Annotated in this window: 16 protein-coding genes, 1 rRNA gene and 1 pseudogene; 17 read left to right on the top strand and 1 reads right to left on the bottom strand. The window is 70.8% G+C overall.

Features of this window, described 5'->3' with window-relative positions; genetic code table 11:
• Window positions 1-247 precede the first annotated feature (247 nt).
• Window positions 248-1,516 (top strand): phosphotransferase, encoded by a 1,269-nt coding sequence (locus tag CRP27_RS12845; protein ID WP_097181092.1) that lies wholly within the window; start codon window positions 248-250, stop codon window positions 1,514-1,516.
• A gap of 61 nt (window positions 1,517-1,577) precedes the next feature.
• On the opposite strand, the gene CRP27_RS12840 is transcribed toward CRP27_RS12845, so the two are convergent.
• On the bottom strand, window positions 1,578-1,925 hold the full coding sequence (locus tag CRP27_RS12840) for a DUF1844 domain-containing protein (protein WP_097181091.1): 348 nt from the start codon (window positions 1,923-1,925) through the stop codon (window positions 1,578-1,580).
• Between the two features lie 265 nt (window positions 1,926-2,190).
• Between CRP27_RS12840 and infC the strand changes: the two genes are divergently transcribed.
• The 16 genes and pseudogenes from infC to CRP27_RS12755 all read left to right on the top strand — a co-directional run.
• Window positions 2,191-2,853, top strand: a complete 663-nt coding sequence (infC, locus tag CRP27_RS12835; RefSeq protein ID WP_097181090.1) for a translation initiation factor IF-3 — start codon at window positions 2,191-2,193, stop codon at window positions 2,851-2,853.
• Window positions 2,854-2,914: 61 nt separating this feature from the next.
• Window positions 2,915-3,109, top strand: coding sequence for a 50S ribosomal protein L35 (gene rpmI / locus CRP27_RS12830; RefSeq protein ID WP_022903519.1), 195 nt, complete (start codon window positions 2,915-2,917; stop codon window positions 3,107-3,109).
• Between the two features lie 27 nt (window positions 3,110-3,136).
• Window positions 3,137-3,520, top strand: a complete 384-nt coding sequence (gene rplT, locus CRP27_RS12825; protein ID WP_097181089.1) for a 50S ribosomal protein L20 — start codon at window positions 3,137-3,139, stop codon at window positions 3,518-3,520.
• A 66-nt stretch (window positions 3,521-3,586) separates the two neighbouring features.
• Window positions 3,587-4,432, top strand: coding sequence for an RNA methyltransferase (locus tag CRP27_RS12820; protein ID WP_097181088.1), 846 nt, complete (start codon window positions 3,587-3,589; stop codon window positions 4,430-4,432).
• Between the two features lie 70 nt (window positions 4,433-4,502).
• The gene (gene pheS / locus CRP27_RS12815; protein ID WP_097181533.1) at window positions 4,503-5,543 is read left to right on the top strand and encodes a phenylalanine--tRNA ligase subunit alpha; all 1,041 of its coding nucleotides are present in this window, start codon (window positions 4,503-4,505) and stop codon (window positions 5,541-5,543) included.
• The gene (gene pheT / locus CRP27_RS12810) at window positions 5,543-8,035 is read left to right on the top strand and encodes a phenylalanine--tRNA ligase subunit beta (RefSeq protein ID WP_097181087.1); all 2,493 of its coding nucleotides are present in this window, start codon (window positions 5,543-5,545) and stop codon (window positions 8,033-8,035) included. The genes pheS and pheT overlap by 1 nt, the downstream gene beginning before the upstream one ends.
• A 77-nt stretch (window positions 8,036-8,112) precedes the next feature.
• Window positions 8,113-9,210, top strand: a complete 1,098-nt coding sequence (locus tag CRP27_RS12805; protein WP_097181086.1) for an N-acetyl-gamma-glutamyl-phosphate reductase — start codon at window positions 8,113-8,115, stop codon at window positions 9,208-9,210.
• Window positions 9,207-10,406, top strand: a complete 1,200-nt coding sequence (argJ, locus tag CRP27_RS12800; protein WP_097181085.1) for a bifunctional glutamate N-acetyltransferase/amino-acid acetyltransferase ArgJ — start codon at window positions 9,207-9,209, stop codon at window positions 10,404-10,406. Before CRP27_RS12805 ends, argJ begins: the two co-directional genes overlap by 4 nt.
• Window positions 10,406-11,443 carry an acetylglutamate kinase gene (gene argB / locus CRP27_RS12795; protein ID WP_097181084.1) on the top strand — a complete coding sequence of 346 codons (1,038 nt, stop codon included), beginning with the start codon at window positions 10,406-10,408 and terminating at the stop codon, window positions 11,441-11,443. Before argJ ends, argB begins: the two co-directional genes overlap by 1 nt.
• Window positions 11,440-12,678, top strand: coding sequence for an acetylornithine transaminase (locus tag CRP27_RS12790; protein ID WP_097181083.1), 1,239 nt, complete (start codon window positions 11,440-11,442; stop codon window positions 12,676-12,678). Before argB ends, CRP27_RS12790 begins: the two co-directional genes overlap by 4 nt.
• A pseudogene (gene argF, locus CRP27_RS12785) lies at window positions 12,675-13,595 on the top strand (ornithine carbamoyltransferase); the annotation flags it as partial. The gene CRP27_RS12790 and the pseudogene argF, both read left to right, overlap by 4 nt.
• A gap of 123 nt (window positions 13,596-13,718) precedes the next feature.
• On the top strand, window positions 13,719-14,915 hold the full coding sequence (locus tag CRP27_RS12775) for an argininosuccinate synthase (protein WP_097181082.1): 1,197 nt from the start codon (window positions 13,719-13,721) through the stop codon (window positions 14,913-14,915).
• A gap of 83 nt (window positions 14,916-14,998) precedes the next feature.
• Window positions 14,999-16,450, top strand: coding sequence for an argininosuccinate lyase (gene argH, locus CRP27_RS12770; RefSeq protein WP_097181081.1), 1,452 nt, complete (start codon window positions 14,999-15,001; stop codon window positions 16,448-16,450).
• A complete protein-coding gene (locus CRP27_RS12765; protein WP_097181080.1) occupies window positions 16,447-17,142 on the top strand; it encodes a DNA-3-methyladenine glycosylase in 696 nt (231 codons plus the stop codon). The genes argH and CRP27_RS12765 overlap by 4 nt, the downstream gene beginning before the upstream one ends.
• A gap of 109 nt (window positions 17,143-17,251) precedes the next feature.
• Complete coding sequence (gene tyrS / locus CRP27_RS12760; RefSeq protein WP_097181079.1) at window positions 17,252-18,565, top strand: tyrosine--tRNA ligase; 1,314 nt, start codon at window positions 17,252-17,254, stop codon at window positions 18,563-18,565.
• 567 nt (window positions 18,566-19,132) lie between these two features.
• A 16S ribosomal RNA gene (locus CRP27_RS12755) occupies window positions 19,133-19,224 on the top strand; the annotation flags it as partial.

The following is a 19,224-nucleotide window of genomic DNA, read 5'->3' as shown; positions in this document are numbered from 1 at the left end:
TGCGCGGAACCGCGCACACTGCGTCGCGCACCTCGCACGGTGCGAGGTGTCGGCACGGTGCGAGGTTCCTCGTAGTGTGCGACCCTCGGGGCCCCGCACCGTGCGCGGAACCTCGCACACTGCGTCGCACACCGCGCACACTGCGTCGCGTACCGCGCACACTGCGTTGCGCACCTCACACGGTGCGAGGTCTCGGCCGGCACGCCCCCCGGAACCGGTCCAGCCGCCGCCGCGTACGGTTCGCTGCATGAGCGACGAGGCACTCGAGCACCGCACCGCCGAGCCCACCGACCGCACGCTCGAGGGCTGGATCGCCCACCAGCGCTGGTACACGGCGAAGGGTGCGCGGCCGCGGCTCCGCACGATCGCCGAGCACGACGGCACCCGGCTCATCATCGACGACGCACCCACCGGCCCGGTCCTCTACCAGGCACCCGTCGGGACGACCGACGGCGAGGCCCTGCAGGACGCCACCACCGACCCCGAGTGGATCCGTGCACTCGCCGCGCGGATCGACGCCGACCCGGAGAGCCTCCGTCCGATCGGCACGGTGTCGTCGTCCCGCGTGCTCAGCGGCGAGCAGTCGAACACCTCGGTCATCTGCGACACCGAATCCGGCGAGCAGGTCATCGTGAAGGTGTTCCGGGTCCTGCACCACGGCGACAACCCGGACGTCACGACGCAGCTCGCCCTCTCGGCGGCGGGCAGCACCAGGGTCCCGCGCGTCTACGGCGCCCTGCGCAGCTCCTGGCCCGACACCGGTCGGGCCGGGGGATCGGCCACCGGGCACCTCGCGTTCGCCCAGGAGTTCCTGCCCGGCCTCGAGGACGCGTGGCGCGTCGCACTCCGTGACGCCCGGCAGGGCACCTCGTTCGCGACCGAGGCGGACCACCTCGGCGCCGCGCTCGCCGAGGTGCACGGCACGCTGGCCTCGGCGCTGCCGACCGAGCCCGCCGACGAGTCCCGACGAGCCGCAGCGATCGCGACGATGCACGCCCGACTGGACGCCGCAGCACGCGAGGCCCCGGCCGTCGCCGAGCACGTCGACGCCGTCCGTGCCGTGTACGCCCGTGCCGAGCGGGTCGCGTGGCCGGACCTGCAGCGCATCCACGGCGACCTGCACCTCGGCCAGGTCCTCGCCGCCCCCGCGCCACGCGGGTGGGTGTTCCTCGACTTCGAGGGAGAGCCGCTCCGGCCCCTCACCGAACGCTCCCTCCCGGACGTCACGCTCCGGGACGTCGCGGGCATGCTCCGCTCGTTCGACTACGTCGCCGGCGCCCTGGCACAGGACGACGAGCCGGTCGACGCGGGGGAGTGGGCCCGGACCGCGCGATCGGCGTTCCTGGACGGGTACCAGCGCGGCACGGGGACGGAGCTCCGCGCACACCGCGAACTGCTCGACGCGTTCGAACTCGACAAGGCCGTCTACGAGGTCGTCTACGAGACCCGGAACCGCCCCGCCTGGGTGGGCATCCCGCTCGCCGCCGTCACGCGGCTCGCGACGGCGACCGGATGACGGACTGGAGGCGCGGTGCCAGCTGGCACCGCGCCTCCAGTCCGTCACCTGGTCACGTCGGTCAGGTGACCGGGCCCGTGTACTTCTCACCCGGACCGGCGCCCGGGGCGTCCTGGATCGACGACGCCTCGCGGAAGGCGAGCTGCACGGAACGCAGCCCGTCGCGCAGCGGCCGGGCGTGCTGGTCGCCGATCTCGGTCGCGGCCGCGGTCACGAGGCCGGCGAGGGCGGTGATGAGCTTCCGGCCCTCGTCGAGGTCGGTCTGCGTCTCGGGATCATCGGCGAGCCCGACCTTCACCGCGGCGGCGCTCAGCAGGTGCACGGCGACCGTGTTGATGAGTTCGACGGCGGGGACCTCCGAGATGTCGCGTGCTTCCTCGGCGGCGTCGTTGGGCGGGGTGTCGGTCACGGTGCTCCTCTGCTAGACTCTGTCGCGGCAGATGCTTCCGTGCGCCTTCGGGCGGGCGAACAGCATCGTGAAAGAGGAGTCTCTCCCACCCGCGGCCGTGCACCACCAGGCTACCGGGTCCCAACCGCTCCACCGGCGTCCGCGTCGGTCGGCCGTCCCGCAGGGGTCGGCGTCGGGCGGCTGCCGAACGGGTCACGATCCGCGCGTCAGATCTCCTCTCTCGTGCCGTCGTCCAGGGCAAACGCCCCGGACGGCCACCACCTGATTGAAGGAGCTCCGCATTCCCGATCCCCGTACCAACGACCGAATCCGCGTCCCCGAGGTCCGTCTTGTCGGACCCCAGGGCGAGCAGGTCGGCGTTGTCCCCATCGCCGTCGCACTGCGCCTCGCGCAGGAAGCCGAGCTGGATCTGGTCGAGGTCGCGCCGAACTCGAAGCCGCCCGTGGCCAAGATCATGGACTACGGCAAGTTCAAGTACGAGGCCGCTCAGAAGGCCAAGGAAGCCCGTCGCAACCAGGTGAACACGGACCTCAAGGAAGTCCGTTTCCGCCTGAAGATCGACGTGCACGACTACGAGACGAAGCGCAAGCGCGCCGAGGGCTTCCTCCTCGGTGGCGACAAGGTGAAGGCGATGATCCTCTTCCGTGGCCGCGAGCAGTCGCGTCCGGAGCAGGGTGTCCGTCTCCTCCAGAAGTTCGCCGAGGAGATCGCCGAGTTCGGTGTCGTCGAGTCGCGTCCGACCCAGGACGGCCGCAACATGACGATGATCATCGCCCCGCTCAAGAACAAGTCCGACGTCAAGGGCGAGCAGAACGCCAAGCGCGCTGCTCAGAAGGCCGAGCGTCGTGCGTCGGAGCACGCTGCGAAGGGCAAGGACGACGCAGACGCGTCGGCCCAGTCCGAGCAGGCCGAAGCTCCCGCCGAATAGGTCCCACCGACCGATCCCGCAACGACGCGGCTCCCCATCCACCCCACGGAAAGGCACCACCATGCCCAAGCAGAAGACCCACTCCGGGTCGAAGAAGCGCTTCAAGGTCACCGGCAGCGGCAAGATCATGAAGCAGCAGGCCGGTATGCGTCACAACCTCGAGGTCAAGTCTGCCAAGCGCAAGGCCCGCCTCAACGAGGACCAGGTCCTCGCCAAGGCTGACGCGAAGAACGTCAAGAAGCTCCTCGGCCACTGAGCCCCCGGAACGTAAAGGAATAGATCAATGGCACGAGTAAAGAGAGCGGTCAACGCCGCCAAGAAGCGCCGCGTCATCCTCGAGCGCGCCGAGGGCTACCGCGGCCAGCGTTCGCGTCTGTACCGCAAGGCCAAGGAGCAGGTCACCCACTCCCTCGTCTACGCGTACCGCGACCGTCACGCGAAGAAGGGCGAGTTCCGTCGCCTGTGGATCCAGCGCATCAACGCTGCCTCGCGTGCGAACGGCCTGACCTACAACCGCCTCATCCAGGGTCTCGGCCTTGCTGGCGTCGAGGTCGACCGTCGCATCCTCGCGGACCTCGCGGTGAACAACCCCGAGACGTTCGCGGCGCTCGTCGAGACCGCCAAGCAGGCGCTCCCGGCCGACACCTCGGCCCCGAAGGCTGCGTAGTCAGTCCTGCTGCTCGCGAAACCCCCGCCGGTCCGGCGGGGGTTTCGTCGTTCCTAGACTTGTCCCGTGAGCGATCTCCTCGAGAACCCCAAGGCCGGCCGTGTCCGTGCCGTCGCAGCGCTGTCGAAGAAGGACGTGCGCGCCGAGACGGGCCTGTTCCTGCTCGAAGGACCGCAGGCGGTGCGGGAGGCGATCGAGTACCGTCCGGAGCTCCTCCGCGAGCTCTACGTCACCCCGACGGCGGCCGCGCGCTACGCGCTCGACGACGCGCCGGTCGACACGTGGTTCGTGACGGAGCAGGTGCTCGACGCGATGGCCGACACGGTGACGCCGCAGGGCGTCGTCGCGGTGTGTCAGCAGTTCCCGACGTCGGTCAAGGACGTCTTCCCCGACGCCGGTGCCGACCTGGAGGCGCGTGGCGGCCTGCCGGGGATCGTCGCGATCCTGGAAGAGGTGCGTGATCCCGGCAACGCCGGCACCATCATCCGTGCGGCCGACGCCGCGGGTGCCGACGCCGTCGTCCTGACCGGGCGGAGCGTCGACCCGTACAACCCGAAGGTCGTGCGGTCGACCACGGGTTCGCTGTTCCACGTCCCGGTGTCGGTCGGCGTCACGCTCGCCGACGCGGTGTCCCGTGCCCGGGGTCTCGGGTACACGATCCTGGCCGCCGACGTCTCGGGCGACGACCTGCCCGAGGTCCGCGCCGACGGCATGCTCGACGGCCCGACCGCGTGGGTCTTCGGCAACGAGGCCCGTGGGCTCTCCGCCGAGGATCTCGCCCTCGTCGACCGTGCCGTGAAGGTGCCGATCTACGGCAGGGCGGAGTCGATGAACCTCGCGACCGCGGCGTCCGTCTGCCTGTACGAGTCGGCGTTCGCCCAGCGCACGGCCCATCCCTCCACAGGCGCCTGACCGGGCTCGTCCTCCCCAGTCCGTCCGGTACAGGACGGCGGTATCCCAGGGGCCGGTAGGCTTGGGCCTCGTGTCAGAACCTCTCGAGATCAGCGAATCGGCCGTCGCCGACGCCGTGGACCGGGCCCTCGCTGCGGTCCGTGCCACGACGACCGTCGCCGAGCTGAAGCAGGCCAGGGCCGAGCACACCGGCGAGCAGTCCGCGCTGGCGCGGATGAACGCGTCGATGCGCAGCGTGCCGCCGGAGCAGAAGGCCGCTGCGGGCAAGCTCGTCGGCCAGGCCCGTGGGCAGGTGAACAAGGCGGTCGCCGAGCAGGAGTCCGTGCTCGCCGAGGCCGAGGAACGTGCCAGGCTCGACGCCGAGCGCGTCGACGTCACCGCGCTCCCGGTCCGTCGTGCGCACGGCTCCCGGCACCCGCTCTCGCTGCTGAACGAGACCGTGGCCGACATCTTCGTCGGCATGGGATGGGAAGTGGCAGAGGGCCCCGAGCTCGAGCACGAGTGGTTCAACTTCGACGCACTGAACTTCGACCCGGACCACCCCGCCCGGGCCATGGCCGACACGATCTTCGTCGAGCCGGTCGAGCGGCACCTCGTCATGCGCACGCACACCTCGCCGGTGCAGGTGCGGTCGCTGCTCACGCGTGAGCTCCCGCTCTACGTCATCGCCCCCGGCCGCGTGTACCGCGCCGACGAACTCGACGCCACGCACCTGCCGGTCTTCACGCAGGTCGAGGGCATCGCGATCGACAAGGGCCTGACGATGGCGCACCTGCGTGGCACGCTCGAGCACTTCGCCCGCCAGATGTTCGGTGCCGAGGCGCAGATCCGCCTCCGCCCGAACTACTTCCCGTTCACCGAGCCAAGCGCCGAGATGGACGTCTGGCAGCCGAACGCCAAGGGCGGCGCCCGGTGGGTCGAGTGGGGTGGCTGCGGCATGGTCAACCCGAACGTCCTGCGCTCCGCCGGCATCGACCCGGACGAGTACCAGGGCTTCGCGTTCGGCATGGGCATCGAGCGGACGCTCCAGTTCCGCAACGGCCTGAACGACATGCGTGACTTCCTCGAGGGCGACATCCGCTTCTCGCAGCAGTTCGGAACGGTGGTCTGATGCGCGTCCCACTCCGTTGGCTCGGCGAGTCCGTCGACCTCCCCGACGACGTCACCCTCGAGCACGTCCACGCGGCGCTCGTGTCGGTGGGTTTCGAGGAAGAGGCCGTCCACACCTACGACCTCACCGGCCCGATCGTCGTCGGCCGCGTGCTCGCGCGCGAGCCCGAGCCGCAGAAGAACGGCAAGACGATCAACTGGTGCCAGGTGGACGTCGGCGAGGCCGAGCCCCGCGGCATCGTCTGCGGTGCGCACAACTTCGACGTGGGCGACCTCGTCGTCGTGACGCTGCCGGGTGCGGTCCTGCCCGGGCCGTTCCCCATCGCTGCCCGCAAGACCTACGGGCACGTGTCCGACGGCATGATCGCCTCCGCGCGCGAACTCGGCCTCGGTGACGAGCACGACGGCATCCTCCGCTTCGCCGACCTCGGCATGGAACCAGCGGTCGGCCAGGACGCCATCGCGCTCCTCGGCCTCGACGACGCCGCGGTGGAGATCAACGTCACGCCGGACCGCGGGTACGTGCTGAGCATGCGCGGCGTCGCCCGCGAGTACGCGCACGCCACCGGTGCGAGCTTCCGCGACCCCGTGGACCGTGTCACACCCCGGAGCGCAGAGGGCTTCGCCGTCACGATCGACGACCGCGCTCCGATCCGCGGCCGCGTCGGCGCGACGACGTTCGTCACCCGAGTCGTCCGAGGCATCGACCCGACGGCGAAGACACCGGCGTGGATGGTGTCCCGCCTGGCCCTCGCCGGCGTGCGCTCGATCTCCCTCCCCGTCGACATCACGAACTACGTCATGTTCGAGCTCGGCCAGCCCCTGCACGGGTACGACCTCGCCACGGTCAAGGGCGGCCTCGGTGTCCGTCGCGCCACGGCGGGCGAGACCCTGACGACCCTCGACGGTACCAAGCGCACGCTCGACCCGGAGGACCTCGTCATCACCGACGACCAGGGCCCCGTGGGTCTCGCCGGGGTCATGGGCGGCGCCCGCACCGAGATCTCGGACGGCACCACCGACGTCCTGATCGAGGCCGCCGGCTTCGACCAGGTCTCGATCGCCCGCACGGCACGTCGCCACAAGCTCCCGAGCGAGGCCTCCCGTCGCTTCGAGCGTGGCGTCGACCCGCTCGTCGCCGAGGCTGCGGCCAACCGCGCCGTCGAGCTCCTCGTCGAGCTCGCAGGCGGGACGGCCGACGCGCTCGGATCGACGCTCGTCGACACGACGCCACGGCCGACGGTGCCGATGCGGCTGTCGCGCCCGGCCGAGATGATCGGCGTCGAGTACACCGACGCCGAGGTCATCGACACGCTCCGCGCGATCGGCGCGACGGTCGACGTCGACGGTTCGCTCCTCACCGTCACCCCGCCGACCTGGCGTCCGGACCTCACCGACGACACCACCCTCGTGGAGGAGGTCGCGCGCATCGTGGGCTACGACCGCATCCCGAGCGTCCTGCCGGTCGCCCCGCCCGGCCGTGGCCTGACCGGTCACCAGCAGGCACGCCGTCGCGTCGCCGCCGCCCTGGCCGCGGACGGACTCGTCGAGGCCGTCACCGCGCCGTTCGTCTCGCAGGCGACGCAGGACGCCTACCCGGGGATCGACCCCGACGGCGGCCCGAGCGTGGTGCTCGCGAACGCCCTCGACAGCGAGCAGAGCCTGCTCCGTCGCAGCGGCCTCCCGGCACTGGTGGACGCGGCCCGGCGGAACGTCTCCCGTGGGCTCGTCGACGTCGCGCTCTACGAGACCTCGCGCGTGTTCCTGCCGGAACAGGGCGTCACGCTCGGCACCGACACGGTCCCGGCCGGCGCCGCCCTGCCCGACCGCGAGACCCTGGCTGCGCTCGACGCCGCCCTGCCGCCGCAGCCGTTCCACGTGTCCGCACTCCTCACCGGCAACCGCGTCGTCAAGCAGCCCGGCGTCCAGCCCGAGCCGTACGGCATCGCGGACGCGCTCGACGTGGCCCGCACGGTCGCCTGGGCCGTCGGCGTCGAGCTCACCGTGGCGCAGACGACGCACCCGTCCCTGCACCCGGGCCGCGCGGCGTCGCTCCTGGTGGGCGACACGGTCGTCGGCGTCGCGGGCGAACTGCTGCCCGAGCTGACCGAGGCCGCGGTCCTGCCGCGTGTGGTCGCGGTCGTCGAACTCGACCTCGACGCCCTCGTCGCAGCGGCGCCCGAGCTCGTGTCGGTGGCACCGATCGTGTCCTACCCGGCGGCGACGCAGGACCTCTCCCTCGTGGTGGGCTCCGACGTACCGGCGGGCGAAGTACTGGATGCGGTCCGGACTGGTGCCGGAGACCTGTTGGAGTATGCTCGGCTCGTGGACGACTACCGGGGCACAGGCGTGGACGAGGGACAGAAGTCCCTGACGTTCGCCCTGCGCTTCCGTGCCACGGACCGCACGCTGACCGCTGCTGAGGCCTCCGAGGCCCGTGACGGCGCTGTCCGACGTGCCGGCGAGCGATTCGGGGCGACCCTGCGCGACTGATCCCATCGGGACCAGCACCGCCCGGGGCCGCCGCCTCCGACTCTCTCGACGACCAGTCCGACCAAAGGTGGAATCCCATGTCCGTATCCGTCGCCGTGGCGGGAGCCTCCGGCTACGCGGGCGGTGAGCTCCTGCGCGTGCTCTCCGCCCATCCCGAGTTCGACGTCAGGACGGTGACGGCGTTCTCGAACGCCGGACAGCCGCTCATCGCGACGCAGCCGCACCTCCGCTCGCTGTCGCACCTGACCCTCGAGAAGACGACGGCGGAGACCCTGCGCGGACACGACGTGGTCTTCCTCGCGCTGCCGCACGGGCAGTCCGGGGCGATCACCGCGGAACTCGGCGACGACACCCTCGTCGTGGACTGCGGCGCGGACCACCGGCTGACGGACCCCGCCGCGTGGGAAGCGTTCTACGGCGGCGACTACCACGGTGCGTGGACCTACGGCCTCCCCGAGCTCCTGCTCGCCGCACCCACCCCGGGTTCGGCGGACGAGTGGCGTGACGTCGACGACATCCAGGCGCAGAGCCGTCAGCGCTCCGCACTGGTCGGGACGAAGCGGATCGCGGTCCCCGGGTGCAACGTGACCGCGGTGACGCTCGGCATCCAGCCGGGCATCCAGGCGGGGCTCGTCGAGTCGGACGACATCGTGGCCGTCCTGAGCGTCGGCCCGAGCGGCGCCGGCAAGAAGCTCGCGAACACCTACCTGGCGTCCGAGATCATGGGTTCCGCCAGCGCGTACGCGGTGGGCGGCAAGCACCGGCACATCCCGGAGATCCAACAGAACCTCGTCGTGGCCGGTGCCTCCGACGTGACGATCTCGTTCACGCCGGTCCTCGTCCCGATGTCCCGCGGCATCCTCGCGACGACGACCGCGAAGCTCGCGCCCGGCGTCAGCGCCCGTGACGTCCGGCTCGCCTGGGAGCAGGCCTACGCCGACGAACCCTTCGTGCACCTCCTGCCCGAGGGCGAGTTCCCCCGGGTCGCCGACACCATCGGCGCAAACACGGCCCTGGTCGGTCTCGCGGTCGACGAAGCCGCCGGCCGCGTCGTCGCGGTGAGCGCCCTCGACAACCTGGCCAAGGGCACCGCCGGTGCCGCGGTCCAGTCGACGAACATCGCCCTGGGCTTCCCGGAGACCCTCGGCCTCAGCGTGGACGGAGTCGCACCGTGACCGACGCAAGCCAGCCCACCGGAACCGAGCCGGGCCTCCAGGGAGTCACCGCGGCAGCGGGCTTCCGCGCAGCCGGCGTGACCGCCGGACTCAAGACGAGCGGCAAGCCCGACGTGGCCCTCGTCGTCAACGACGGACCCGACGCCGCCGTGGCGGCGGTCTTCACGAGCAACCGTGCCCAGGCGCACCCCGTCATCTGGTCGCGCCAGGCCGTGGGCGACGGCGTGGCCCGCGCGGTCGTCCTGAACTCGGGCGGCGCGAACTGCTTCACCGGCCCGTTCGGCTTCCAGACCACGCACATGACGGCCGAGGCAGTCGGCGACGCGCTCGGCATCGGTGCCGGTGACGTCGTCGTGTGCTCGACCGGCCTCATCGGGGTCGGCGACCAGACGTTCCGCGACACCGTGCTCAGGGGTGTCGACCTCGCGAGTGCGGCGCTGTCGGCCGACGGCGGTCCGGACGCGGCGACCGCGATCATGACCACCGACACGAAGCCGAAGCAGTCGGTCGTCACCGAGGACGGCTGGACCGTCGGCGGCATGGCGAAGGGTGCTGGCATGCTCGCCCCGGGCCTCGCGACGATGCTCGTGGTGATCACCACGGACGCCGTCGTCGGCTCCGACGAACTCGACCAGGCACTCCGCGCCGCCACCCGCGTCACCTTCGACCGGGTCGACTCGGACGGCTGCATGTCGACGAACGACACCGTCGTGCTCCTGTCGTCGGGTGCCAGCGGCGTCACCCCGGAGGTCGGCGACTTCCAGGAAGCACTGACCGCCGTCTGTGCCGACCTCGCGCGGCAGCTGCAGCAGGACGCCGAGGGCGCCAGCCACGACATCGCGATCCACGTCGTGAACGCGGCGAGCGAGGACGACGCGGTGACGGTCGGCCGGAGCGTCGCCCGGAACAACCTGTTCAAGGCGGCGGTGTTCGGCAACGACCCGAACTGGGGCCGGGTGCTCGCCGCGATCGGCACCACCGACGCCGACTTCGACCCGTACGCCGTCGACGTCTCGATGAACGGTGTCCGGGTCTGTCACGCCGGTGCGCCCGACCAGCCGAGCGACAGCGTCGACCTGACCCCGCGTGACACCGACGTCCTCATCGACCTCGGGGTCGGGCCGTTCTCGGCGACGATCCTGACGAACGACCTCACGCACGACTACGTCCACGAGAACAGCGCGTACTCCAGCTGATGGCCGACGACAGCATCCTCTCGAAGGAAGAAGAACACGAGCTCGCGACCGTCAAGGCCGCGACCCTCATCGAGTCCCTGCCGTGGCTGAAGCGGTTCTCCGGCAAGATCGTCGTCGTCAAGTTCGGCGGCAACGCCATGGTGAACGACGACCTCAAGCGCGCGTTCGCCGAGGACATGGTCTACCTCCGGTACGCCGGCCTCCACCCGGTGGTCGTGCACGGTGGCGGCCCGCAGATCTCGGCAGCGCTGAAGGAACAGGGCATCGCGTCCGAGTTCCGTGGCGGCTACCGCGTGACCACGACCGAGGCGATCACGGTGGTTCGTGACGTGCTCGCCGGAGAGGTCAACCGCGAGATCGTCGACCTGATGAACGAGCACGGCGAGGGCCTGGCCGTCGGCGTCTTCGGTGACGGCGGCTCGCTGTTCACCGGCGAGAAGAAGGGCGTCGTCGTCGACGGCGAGCACTTCGACCTCGGCCACGTCGGCGACATCACGCACGTCGACCCCTCCGGTGTGCTCGCCGCGATCGAGGCCGGCCGCATCCCCGTCGTGTCGAGCATCGCCATCGACGACGCCCACCCGGACCAGGCACTCAACGTGAACGCCGACGCGGCCGCCGGGGCGCTCGCGATCGCCCTCAAGGCGTCGAAGCTCATGATGCTCACCGACGTCCCCGGGCTGTACCGGAACTGGCCGGACCGCGACTCGATCGTCGACCTCATCGCGGTCGAGGAACTCCGCGCGCTGCTGCCGTCGCTCGAGTCGGGGATGATCCCCAAGATGACCGCCTGCCTCGACGCCGTGGTCGGCGGGGTCGGCGGCGCGACCATCATCGACGGTCGGATCCCGCACTCGATCCTGCTCGAGGTCTTCACCCTGCGCGGCGCCGGCACCGAGGTGATCCCGGACCCGAGCCGACGAACCGAGAACCAGATGACCCACGCCGAGATCGGCCGACGCGTCGCAGCACCGTCGACGACCAGCAGTACCGGCCAACACGTGGCCAGCACGACCGAGAAGGGACAGCAGCAGTGAGCACCGAGACGCAGACCGAGACCTGGAACGACCGGTTCGGGGCGTCGCTCATGCGATCCCTGACCCCGCCGAAGATCATGCTCGAGCGCGGTCAGGGCTGCCGCGTCTGGGACGTCGACGGCAACGAGTACCTCGACTTCCTCGCGGGCATCGCGGTCAACTCCCTGGGCCACGCGCACCCCGCGCTGGTCGAGGCGATCAGCGACCAGGCCGCCAAGCTCGTGCACGTGTCGAACTACTTCGCGACGCCGCCGCAGCTCGAGCTCGCCGAACGCCTCAAGCGCATCACGGGCGCGGGCGAGGCCGGCCGTGTCTACTTCGGCAACTCGGGCGCCGAGGCCAACGAGGCCGCGTTCAAGCTCGCCCGGCTGAACAAGGGCACCGACGGTCGGAAGACCCGTATCCTCGCCCTCAAGCAGGGCTTCCACGGCCGGACCATGGGCGCGCTGGCCCTCACCGGCAAGCCCGCGCTGCAGGAGGACTTCCTGCCGATGGTCCCGGGTGTCGAGCACATCGACTCCACGGTCGCCGCGCTCGAGGAGTCGATCGACGACACCGTCGCCGCGCTGGTGATCGAGCCGATCAAGGGCGAGGCCGGCGTCGTCGACCTGCCCGAGGGCTTCCTGCTCGCCGCCCGCCGCCTCACCGAGGAGCACGGCGCACTGCTCATCCTCGACGAGATCCAGACGGGCGTCGGTCGCACCGGCAACTGGTTCGCCTTCCAGGGACACGGCTTCGAGCCCGACGCGGTCACGGTCGCGAAGGGCATCGCCGGCGGCTTCCCGATCGGCGCGCTCGTGACCTTCGGCTGGGCGTCGGACCTGTTCTCGGCCGGCCAGCACGGCTCCACGTTCGGCGGCAACCCGCTCGGCACCCGCGTGGCGAACGCCGTGCTCGCCGAGATCGAGCGCGCCGACCTCGTCGCCGGGGCCGTCACCAAGGGCGAGCGGATCCGCGCGGGCATCGCCGGGATCGCCTCACCGCTGGTGGAAGAGGTCCGGGGCACCGGCCTGCTCATCGGGGTCGGCCTGACCGGCCCGATCGGACCCGCCGTCAACGCGGCCGCCCTCGAGCGCGGCCTGATCATCAACGCCCCGAACGAGTCGAGCCTCCGCATCGCGCCGCCGCTCATCGTGTCCGACGCCGAGATCGACGAGTTCGTGTCGATCCTGGCCCAGAGCCTCGCGGCCGTCGCTGCCGAGCAGGGCACCGCTACCCAGGAGACCTCCGCATGACCCGCCACTTCCTCCGGGACGACGACCTCAGCCAGGCCGAGCAGTCCGCGATCCTCGACATCGCCGAGCAGATGAAGGCGGACCGCTGGGGCGCGAAGCCCCTCGCCGGCCCGCAGAGCGTCGCGGTGATCTTCGACAAGTCGTCGACCCGCACACGGGTGTCGTTCCACGTCGGCATCTCCGACCTCGGCGGCAGCCCGCTGATCATCTCGACGGCGAACAGTCAGCTCGGCGGCAAGGAGACCCCGTCCGACACCGCCCGCGTGCTCGAGCGCATGGTGTCCGCGATCGTCTGGCGCACCTACGGGCAGGCCGGGCTCGAGGAGATGGCGGCGAACACCTCGGTCCCCGTCGTGAACGCCCTGTCGGACGACTTCCACCCGTGCCAGCTGCTCGCCGACCTCCTCACCATCCGAGAGCACCGCGGCACCCTCGCCGGCCAGACCGTCGCGTTCATCGGTGACGGTGCGAGCAACATGGCGCAGTCGTACCTCCTCGCCGGAGCGACTGCGGGCATGCACGTCCGCGTCGCCGCGCCCGCCGAGTTCTCCCCGGCCACCGCGGTGGTGGCCGACGCCGAGCGCCGCGCTGCCGAGACCGGCGGTTCGGTCCTCGTCGTCACCGATCCGGTCGCCGCGGTGGCCGGTGCGGACGTCGTCGTCACCGACACCTGGGTGTCGATGGGCAAGGAGGACGAGAAGCAGGCGCGGCTCGACACGTTCAACGGCTACCGCGTGGACGACGCCCTGATGGCGCACGCCGCCGACGACGCCGTGTTCATGCACTGCCTGCCCGCCGACCGGGGCTTCGAGGTGACCGCCGAGGTCATCGACGGCCCGCGGAGCATCATCTGGGACGAGGCGGAGAACCGGCTGCACGCCCAGAAGGCCCTCCTCGCCTGGCTCCTGGCCGCGAACACCGCGAACGCGGCGACGACCGCGACCGCGGCGAACACCGCGAACGCGGCGGCGACCGCGAAGGCGGCGACGACCGCGACCGCGGCGACGACCGCGGCGACCGCCTGACCGAGGGAGACCGAAGTGGCAGACCGCGTCGTCCTGGCGTACTCCGGCGGACTCGACACCTCCGTCGGCATCGGCTGGCTGCGTGACGCCACCGGCAAGGACGTCGTCGCCCTGGCGGTCGACGTCGGCCAGGGCGGCGAGGACCTCGACGCCATCCGACAGCGTGCGCTCGACTGCGGTGCGGTGGAGTCGATCGTCGTCGACGCGAAGGACGAGTTCGCCGACGACCACCTCGTCCCGGCGCTCAAGGCGAACGCGCTGTACCAGAAGCGCTACCCGCTGGTCTCCGCGCTGAGCCGACCGCTCATCGCGAAGCACCTCGCCCTGACCGCCAAGCAGCTCGGTGCCGACAGCGTGGCGCACGGCTGCACCGGGAAGGGCAACGACCAGGTCCGGTTCGAGGCCGCCGTGGCCGCGATCGCGCCGGACCTGACCAGTGTCGCTCCGGTGCGGGACCTCGCCCTGACCCGTGACAAGGCGATCGCCTACGCCCAGCAGCACGACCTCCCGATCGAGCAGAGCGCCGGATCGCTGTACTCGATCGACCAGAACGTGTGGGGCCGTGCGGTCGAGACCGGGTTCCTCGAGGACCCGTGGAACGCCCCGGCGGAGGACCTCTACGCGTACACGCAGGACCCCACGGTCCCTCGCGACCCTGACGAGGTCACGATCACCTTCGAGCAGGGCGTCCCGGTCGCGATCGACGGGCAGCGCTTCAGCATGCTGCGCGTGGTGCAGGAGCTGAACGCCCTCGCCGGCAAGCACGGCGTGGGCCGCATCGACGTCGTGGAGGACCGGCTCGTCGGCATCAAGTCGCGCGAGGTGTACGAAGCGCCGGCCGCCGTCGCGCTCATCGCCGCGCACGAGGAACTCGAGAGCCTCACCCTCGAGCGCGACGTGAACCGCTACAAGCGTGGCGTCGAGGCGGAGTGGGCGGACCTGGTCTACGACGGTCTGTGGTTCGGCGGTCTGAAGCGCAGCCTCGATGCCTTCGTCGACCACACCCAGCTGCACGTGACGGGTGACGTCCGGTTGCAGCTGCACGGCGGACGGGCGGTCGTGACGGGGCGGCGGTCGAGCCAGAGCCTCTACGACTTCGAGCTCGCGACGTACGACACCGGCGACGCGTTCGACCAGTCGCAGTCCCGGGGCTTCATCGACATCTGGTCGATGCCGAGCAAGATCGCCGCCCGACGCGACCAGGCCAACTGACCGAGCCCACCCACGCACGACACAAGACGCCAGACGCGACCAGCGAACACACCAGCGCGAACCACCACCGAACGGAACCAGACGTGACCGACGCGAACCAGCCCGCCGGCAAGACCGACGCCACCAACACGGGCGCCCTCTGGGGCGGCCGCTTCGCCGACGGCCCGAGCGCCGAGCTCGCCGCGCTGTCCCGCTCGACGCAGTTCGACTGGCAGCTCGCCCCGTACGACATCGCCGGCTCCCGGGCCCACGCCCGGGCGCTGCACACCGCCGGGTACCTGTCGGCCGATGAGCTCGACCGCATGCTCGCGGGCCTCGACCGGCTGCTCGAGCAGCACGCCGCCGGTGACCTCCGTCCGGACGACGGCGACGAGGACGTCCACGGCGCCCTCGAGCGGCTGCTCATCGCCGACCTCGGTCCCGAGCTCGGCGGCAAGCTCCGCGCCGGCCGGAGCCGCAACGACCAGATCGCGACGCTCGGCCGCATGCACATGCTCGACCACGGGCGCCGCATCGGGCACCTGGTGATCGACCTCGTCGACGCGATCTCCCAGCAGGCGAACGAGCACCCCGCCGCGATCATGCCCGGCCGGACGCACCTGCAGCACGCGCAGCCGGTGCTCCTCGCCCACCACCTACTGGCACACGCGTGGCCGCTCGTCCGCGACCTCGAGCGCCTCCGTGACTGGGCCGACCGTGCGAGCGTGAGTCCGTACGGCGCCGGTGCGCTGGCGGGCAGTTCGCTCGGGCTCGACCCGTCGGCGATCGCGCAGGAGCTCGGGTTCGCCCGTCCGGCGGACAACTCGATCGACGCGACGGCCGCCCGCGACGTGGTGGCCGAGTTCGCGTTCGTGCTCGCGCAGATCGGCATCGACGTCTCCCGCCTGGCCGAGGAGATCATCCTCTGGAACACGAAGGAGTTCGGCTTCGTCCGTCTCCACGATGCGTTCTCCACCGGGTCGAGCATCATGCCGCAGAAGAAGAACCCGGACATCGCCGAGCTCGCACGCGGCAAGTCCGGCCGGCTCATCGGCAACCTGACCGGTCTGCTCGCGACGCTCAAGGGCCTGCCGCTCGCCTACAACCGCGACCTCCAGGAGGACAAGGAGCCCGTCTTCGACTCGGTCGCCCAGCTCGAGGTCCTGCTCCCCGCCTTCACCGGCATGGTCGCGACGCTCGCGTTCGACACGGACCGGATGGCGGAGCTGGCACCGCAGGGCTTCTCGCTCGCGACCGACGTGGCCGAGTGGCTGGTCCGACAGGGGGTCCCGTTCCGCGATGCGCACGAGATCTCCGGCGCGCTGGTCCGGTACTGCGAGGAACGGGGCATCGAGCTCGACGACCCGACCGACGCCGAGTACCTGACCGTCTCGGAGCACCTCACCCCCGAGGTCCGTGGCGTCCTCACGATCGAGGGCAGCGTCGCGTCCCGCGCCGGCATCGGTGGCACCGCCCCGGACCGCGTCGCGGAACAGCTCGCGTCCCTGACCCGTCGCGTCCACGACCTCGCCGAGGGCGCGCCCTTCGCACGATGACCGACCCGACGTTCGCGCTCCTGTCCGAGCCGGCGCCGGTGTCCGCACCGGCGCTGCTCGGCGCGACGATCGCGGGCAAGGGCGTCGTCCTGCGCATCACCGAGGTCGAGGCGTACTTCGGCCCGACCGACCCCGGATCCCACGGACATCGCGGTCCGACGCCGCGCAACCGGCATCTGTTCGGGCCGCCCGGCACGCTCTACGCGTACCGCTCGTACGGCATCCACACGTGCGTCAACGTCGTGAGCGCACCCGCCGGCACGTCCTCGGGATCGCTGCTCCGCGGTGCGGAGGTCATCGGCGGCATCGAGACGGCGCGCGAACGACGCGGCCCCTCCGTGCGGGACGTGGCGCTGGCGCGCGGACCGGGCAACCTCGGCGGCGCGCTCGGCGCCGTCCTCGGTGAGGACGACGGCACCGCGCTCCTCGACGGGTCCGGTCCGTACGTGCTCACCCTGGCACCCGGCCTGGAGGCGCGGCTCGCCTCCCACGGGCCCGCTCGCGTCGTCGAGGAGCTCCTGTCCGAGAGCCTCCCCGGGTCGTCGGGGACCGGTCCGGTCCCGCGGATCGGTCGCGGACCGCGGACCGGCGTCGGCGGCATCGCCGGCGGGGCGCAGTTCCCCTGGCGCTTCTGGCTCACGGGTGACCCGACGGTGTCGACGTACCGACGTCACAAGGGCGCCCTCGACTGACTGACCCGCACCGCGCCTCTCCCCACCGGTACGGCCGGCCCGCCGCTGGCGCGTCGCGCCGGAACCGGCGGCGTGGGCCCGGGCCCGCGCTCGCCGCTACGATGACTGGGTGTCCAGTGAATCCGCTCACGATGTCCTGACGCGCCAGCAGAACGACCCGACCTTCGCCTCGGTCTGGGACGAACTGCGCTGGCGCGATCTGGTGCACGTCTCCACCGACGAGACGGCACTCAAGGAGGCCCTCGATGGCGAGCCGATCACGTACTACTGCGGCTTCGACCCGACGGCCGCGTCCCTGCACTGCGGCAACCTGCTGCAGCTGCTCACGATGCGCCGCATCCAGCTGGCCGGGCACAAGCCGCTCGCCCTGGTCGGTGGGTCCACCGGGCTCATCGGCGATCCGCGACCGACGGCGGAACGGACGCTGAACACCCGCGAGACCGTGGGGGAGTGGGTGACGCGTCTGCAGGGGCAGGTGTCCCGGTTCCTCAGCCCGGACGGCGAGAACGGCGTCCGGCTGGTGAACAACCTCGACTGGACGGCGCCGCTGTCTGCGATCGACTTCCTGCGCGACATCGGCAAGTACTTCCGTGTGAACTCGATGCTCAAGAAGGACGCCGTGGCCGCACGGCTGAACTCCGACGCGGGCATCAGCTACACCGAGTTCAGCTACCAGATCCTCCAGGGGCTCGACTACCGCGAACTGTTCCTGCAGTACGGGTGCACCCTGCAGACCGGAGGGTCCGACCAGTGGGGCAACCTGACCTCGGGCACGGAGCTGATCCGGCGTACCGAGGGGGCCACGGTGCACGCGCTGGGGACGCCCCTGATCACGAACTCCGACGGCACGAAGTTCGGCAAGAGCGAGGGCAACGCGATCTGGCTCGACCCGGACATGACGTCGCCGTACGCGTTCTACCAGTTCTGGCTCAACACGGCCGACGCCGACGTCATCGCCCGACTGCGGCAGTTCACGTTCCTGTCACGTGCGGAGATCGAGCGCCTCGAGCAGGCGGTAGCCGACGAGCCCTTCCGGCGCGAGGCCCAGCGGACGCTCGCGTTCGAGGTGACGGCCGTCGTGCACGGGGTCGAGGCCACCCAGGCGGCGATCGATGCCTCGGCTGCCCTGTTCGGCAACGGTGACCTCGGTGCGCTGGACGCGGACACCCTCCGGTCGGCGATCGCCGAGCTCCCGGGATCGGTGGCGCTGCCCGGCGATGCCGACGTGGCCCGCGCGCTCGTCGACACCGAACTCGTGAAGTCCCTCGGTGAGGCCCGACGGGCGATCGACCAGGGCGGGGTCTACGTGAACAACGCCCGCGCGGACGACCCGACCGCGCCGCTGTCCGACCTGGCCCTGCCCGGGGGAGTGCTCGTGCTCCGTCGTGGCAAGAAGACCCTCGCCGGCGTGACGCTCTCCTGATCGCCCTCGCCCGTCGATGCCCGGTTCCCCTGGTGGGAGCCGGGCATCGCTGCGTCCAGCCGCACGTGTTGCACAACGCGACACGCCCGGGATGTGGCCTGTCTTGGCGCACCCGCCGATCGCTGCGTATAGTTCTTACTCGTCACCCCAAAGGTGCGGCGGAGCGGCTGGAGCGAAAGCCCAGAGCACGCCGGCCCTCAAGCGGGACCATCCTCCACTGAAGTTCAGATCTGGCCTTGCGCTGGATCGCTTCGACGCCTAGGATGACTACTCCACCGGTTCTCTCCTACAGGATGAGCCACTGGACCTCAGGGTCCGACGACACACCGGTGGTCAAACCAAGAACGAAAGCCTCTCTGGCGGAACCTCTTTCGGGGTCGAGTGGGGAGTGCGTCTGGTCCTTGAGAACTCAACAGCGTGCACATTGTCAATGCCAATTTATTGACCCCGTGCGTGATCAACTTCGGTTGTGATCGTCGGAGACAATTCCTTTTGGATTGAAGATTGTCAGTAGACAGTCAACAGTCAGAATCAACTCGCTGGCACTTCGGTGTTGGTTGTAATTTTTTTACGGAGAGTTTGATCCTGGCTCAGGACGAACGCTGGCGGCGTGCTTAACACATGCAAGTCGAACGATGATGCCCAGCTTGCTGGGTGGA

The organism is Curtobacterium sp. 314Chir4.1 (assembly GCF_900215175.1).
In the GTDB taxonomy this organism is placed as follows: domain Bacteria; phylum Actinomycetota; class Actinomycetes; order Actinomycetales; family Microbacteriaceae; genus Curtobacterium; species Curtobacterium pusillum_A.
Note: the sequence above shows the minus strand (reverse complement) of the source record. Positions and strands in the feature narration are given on the sequence as shown.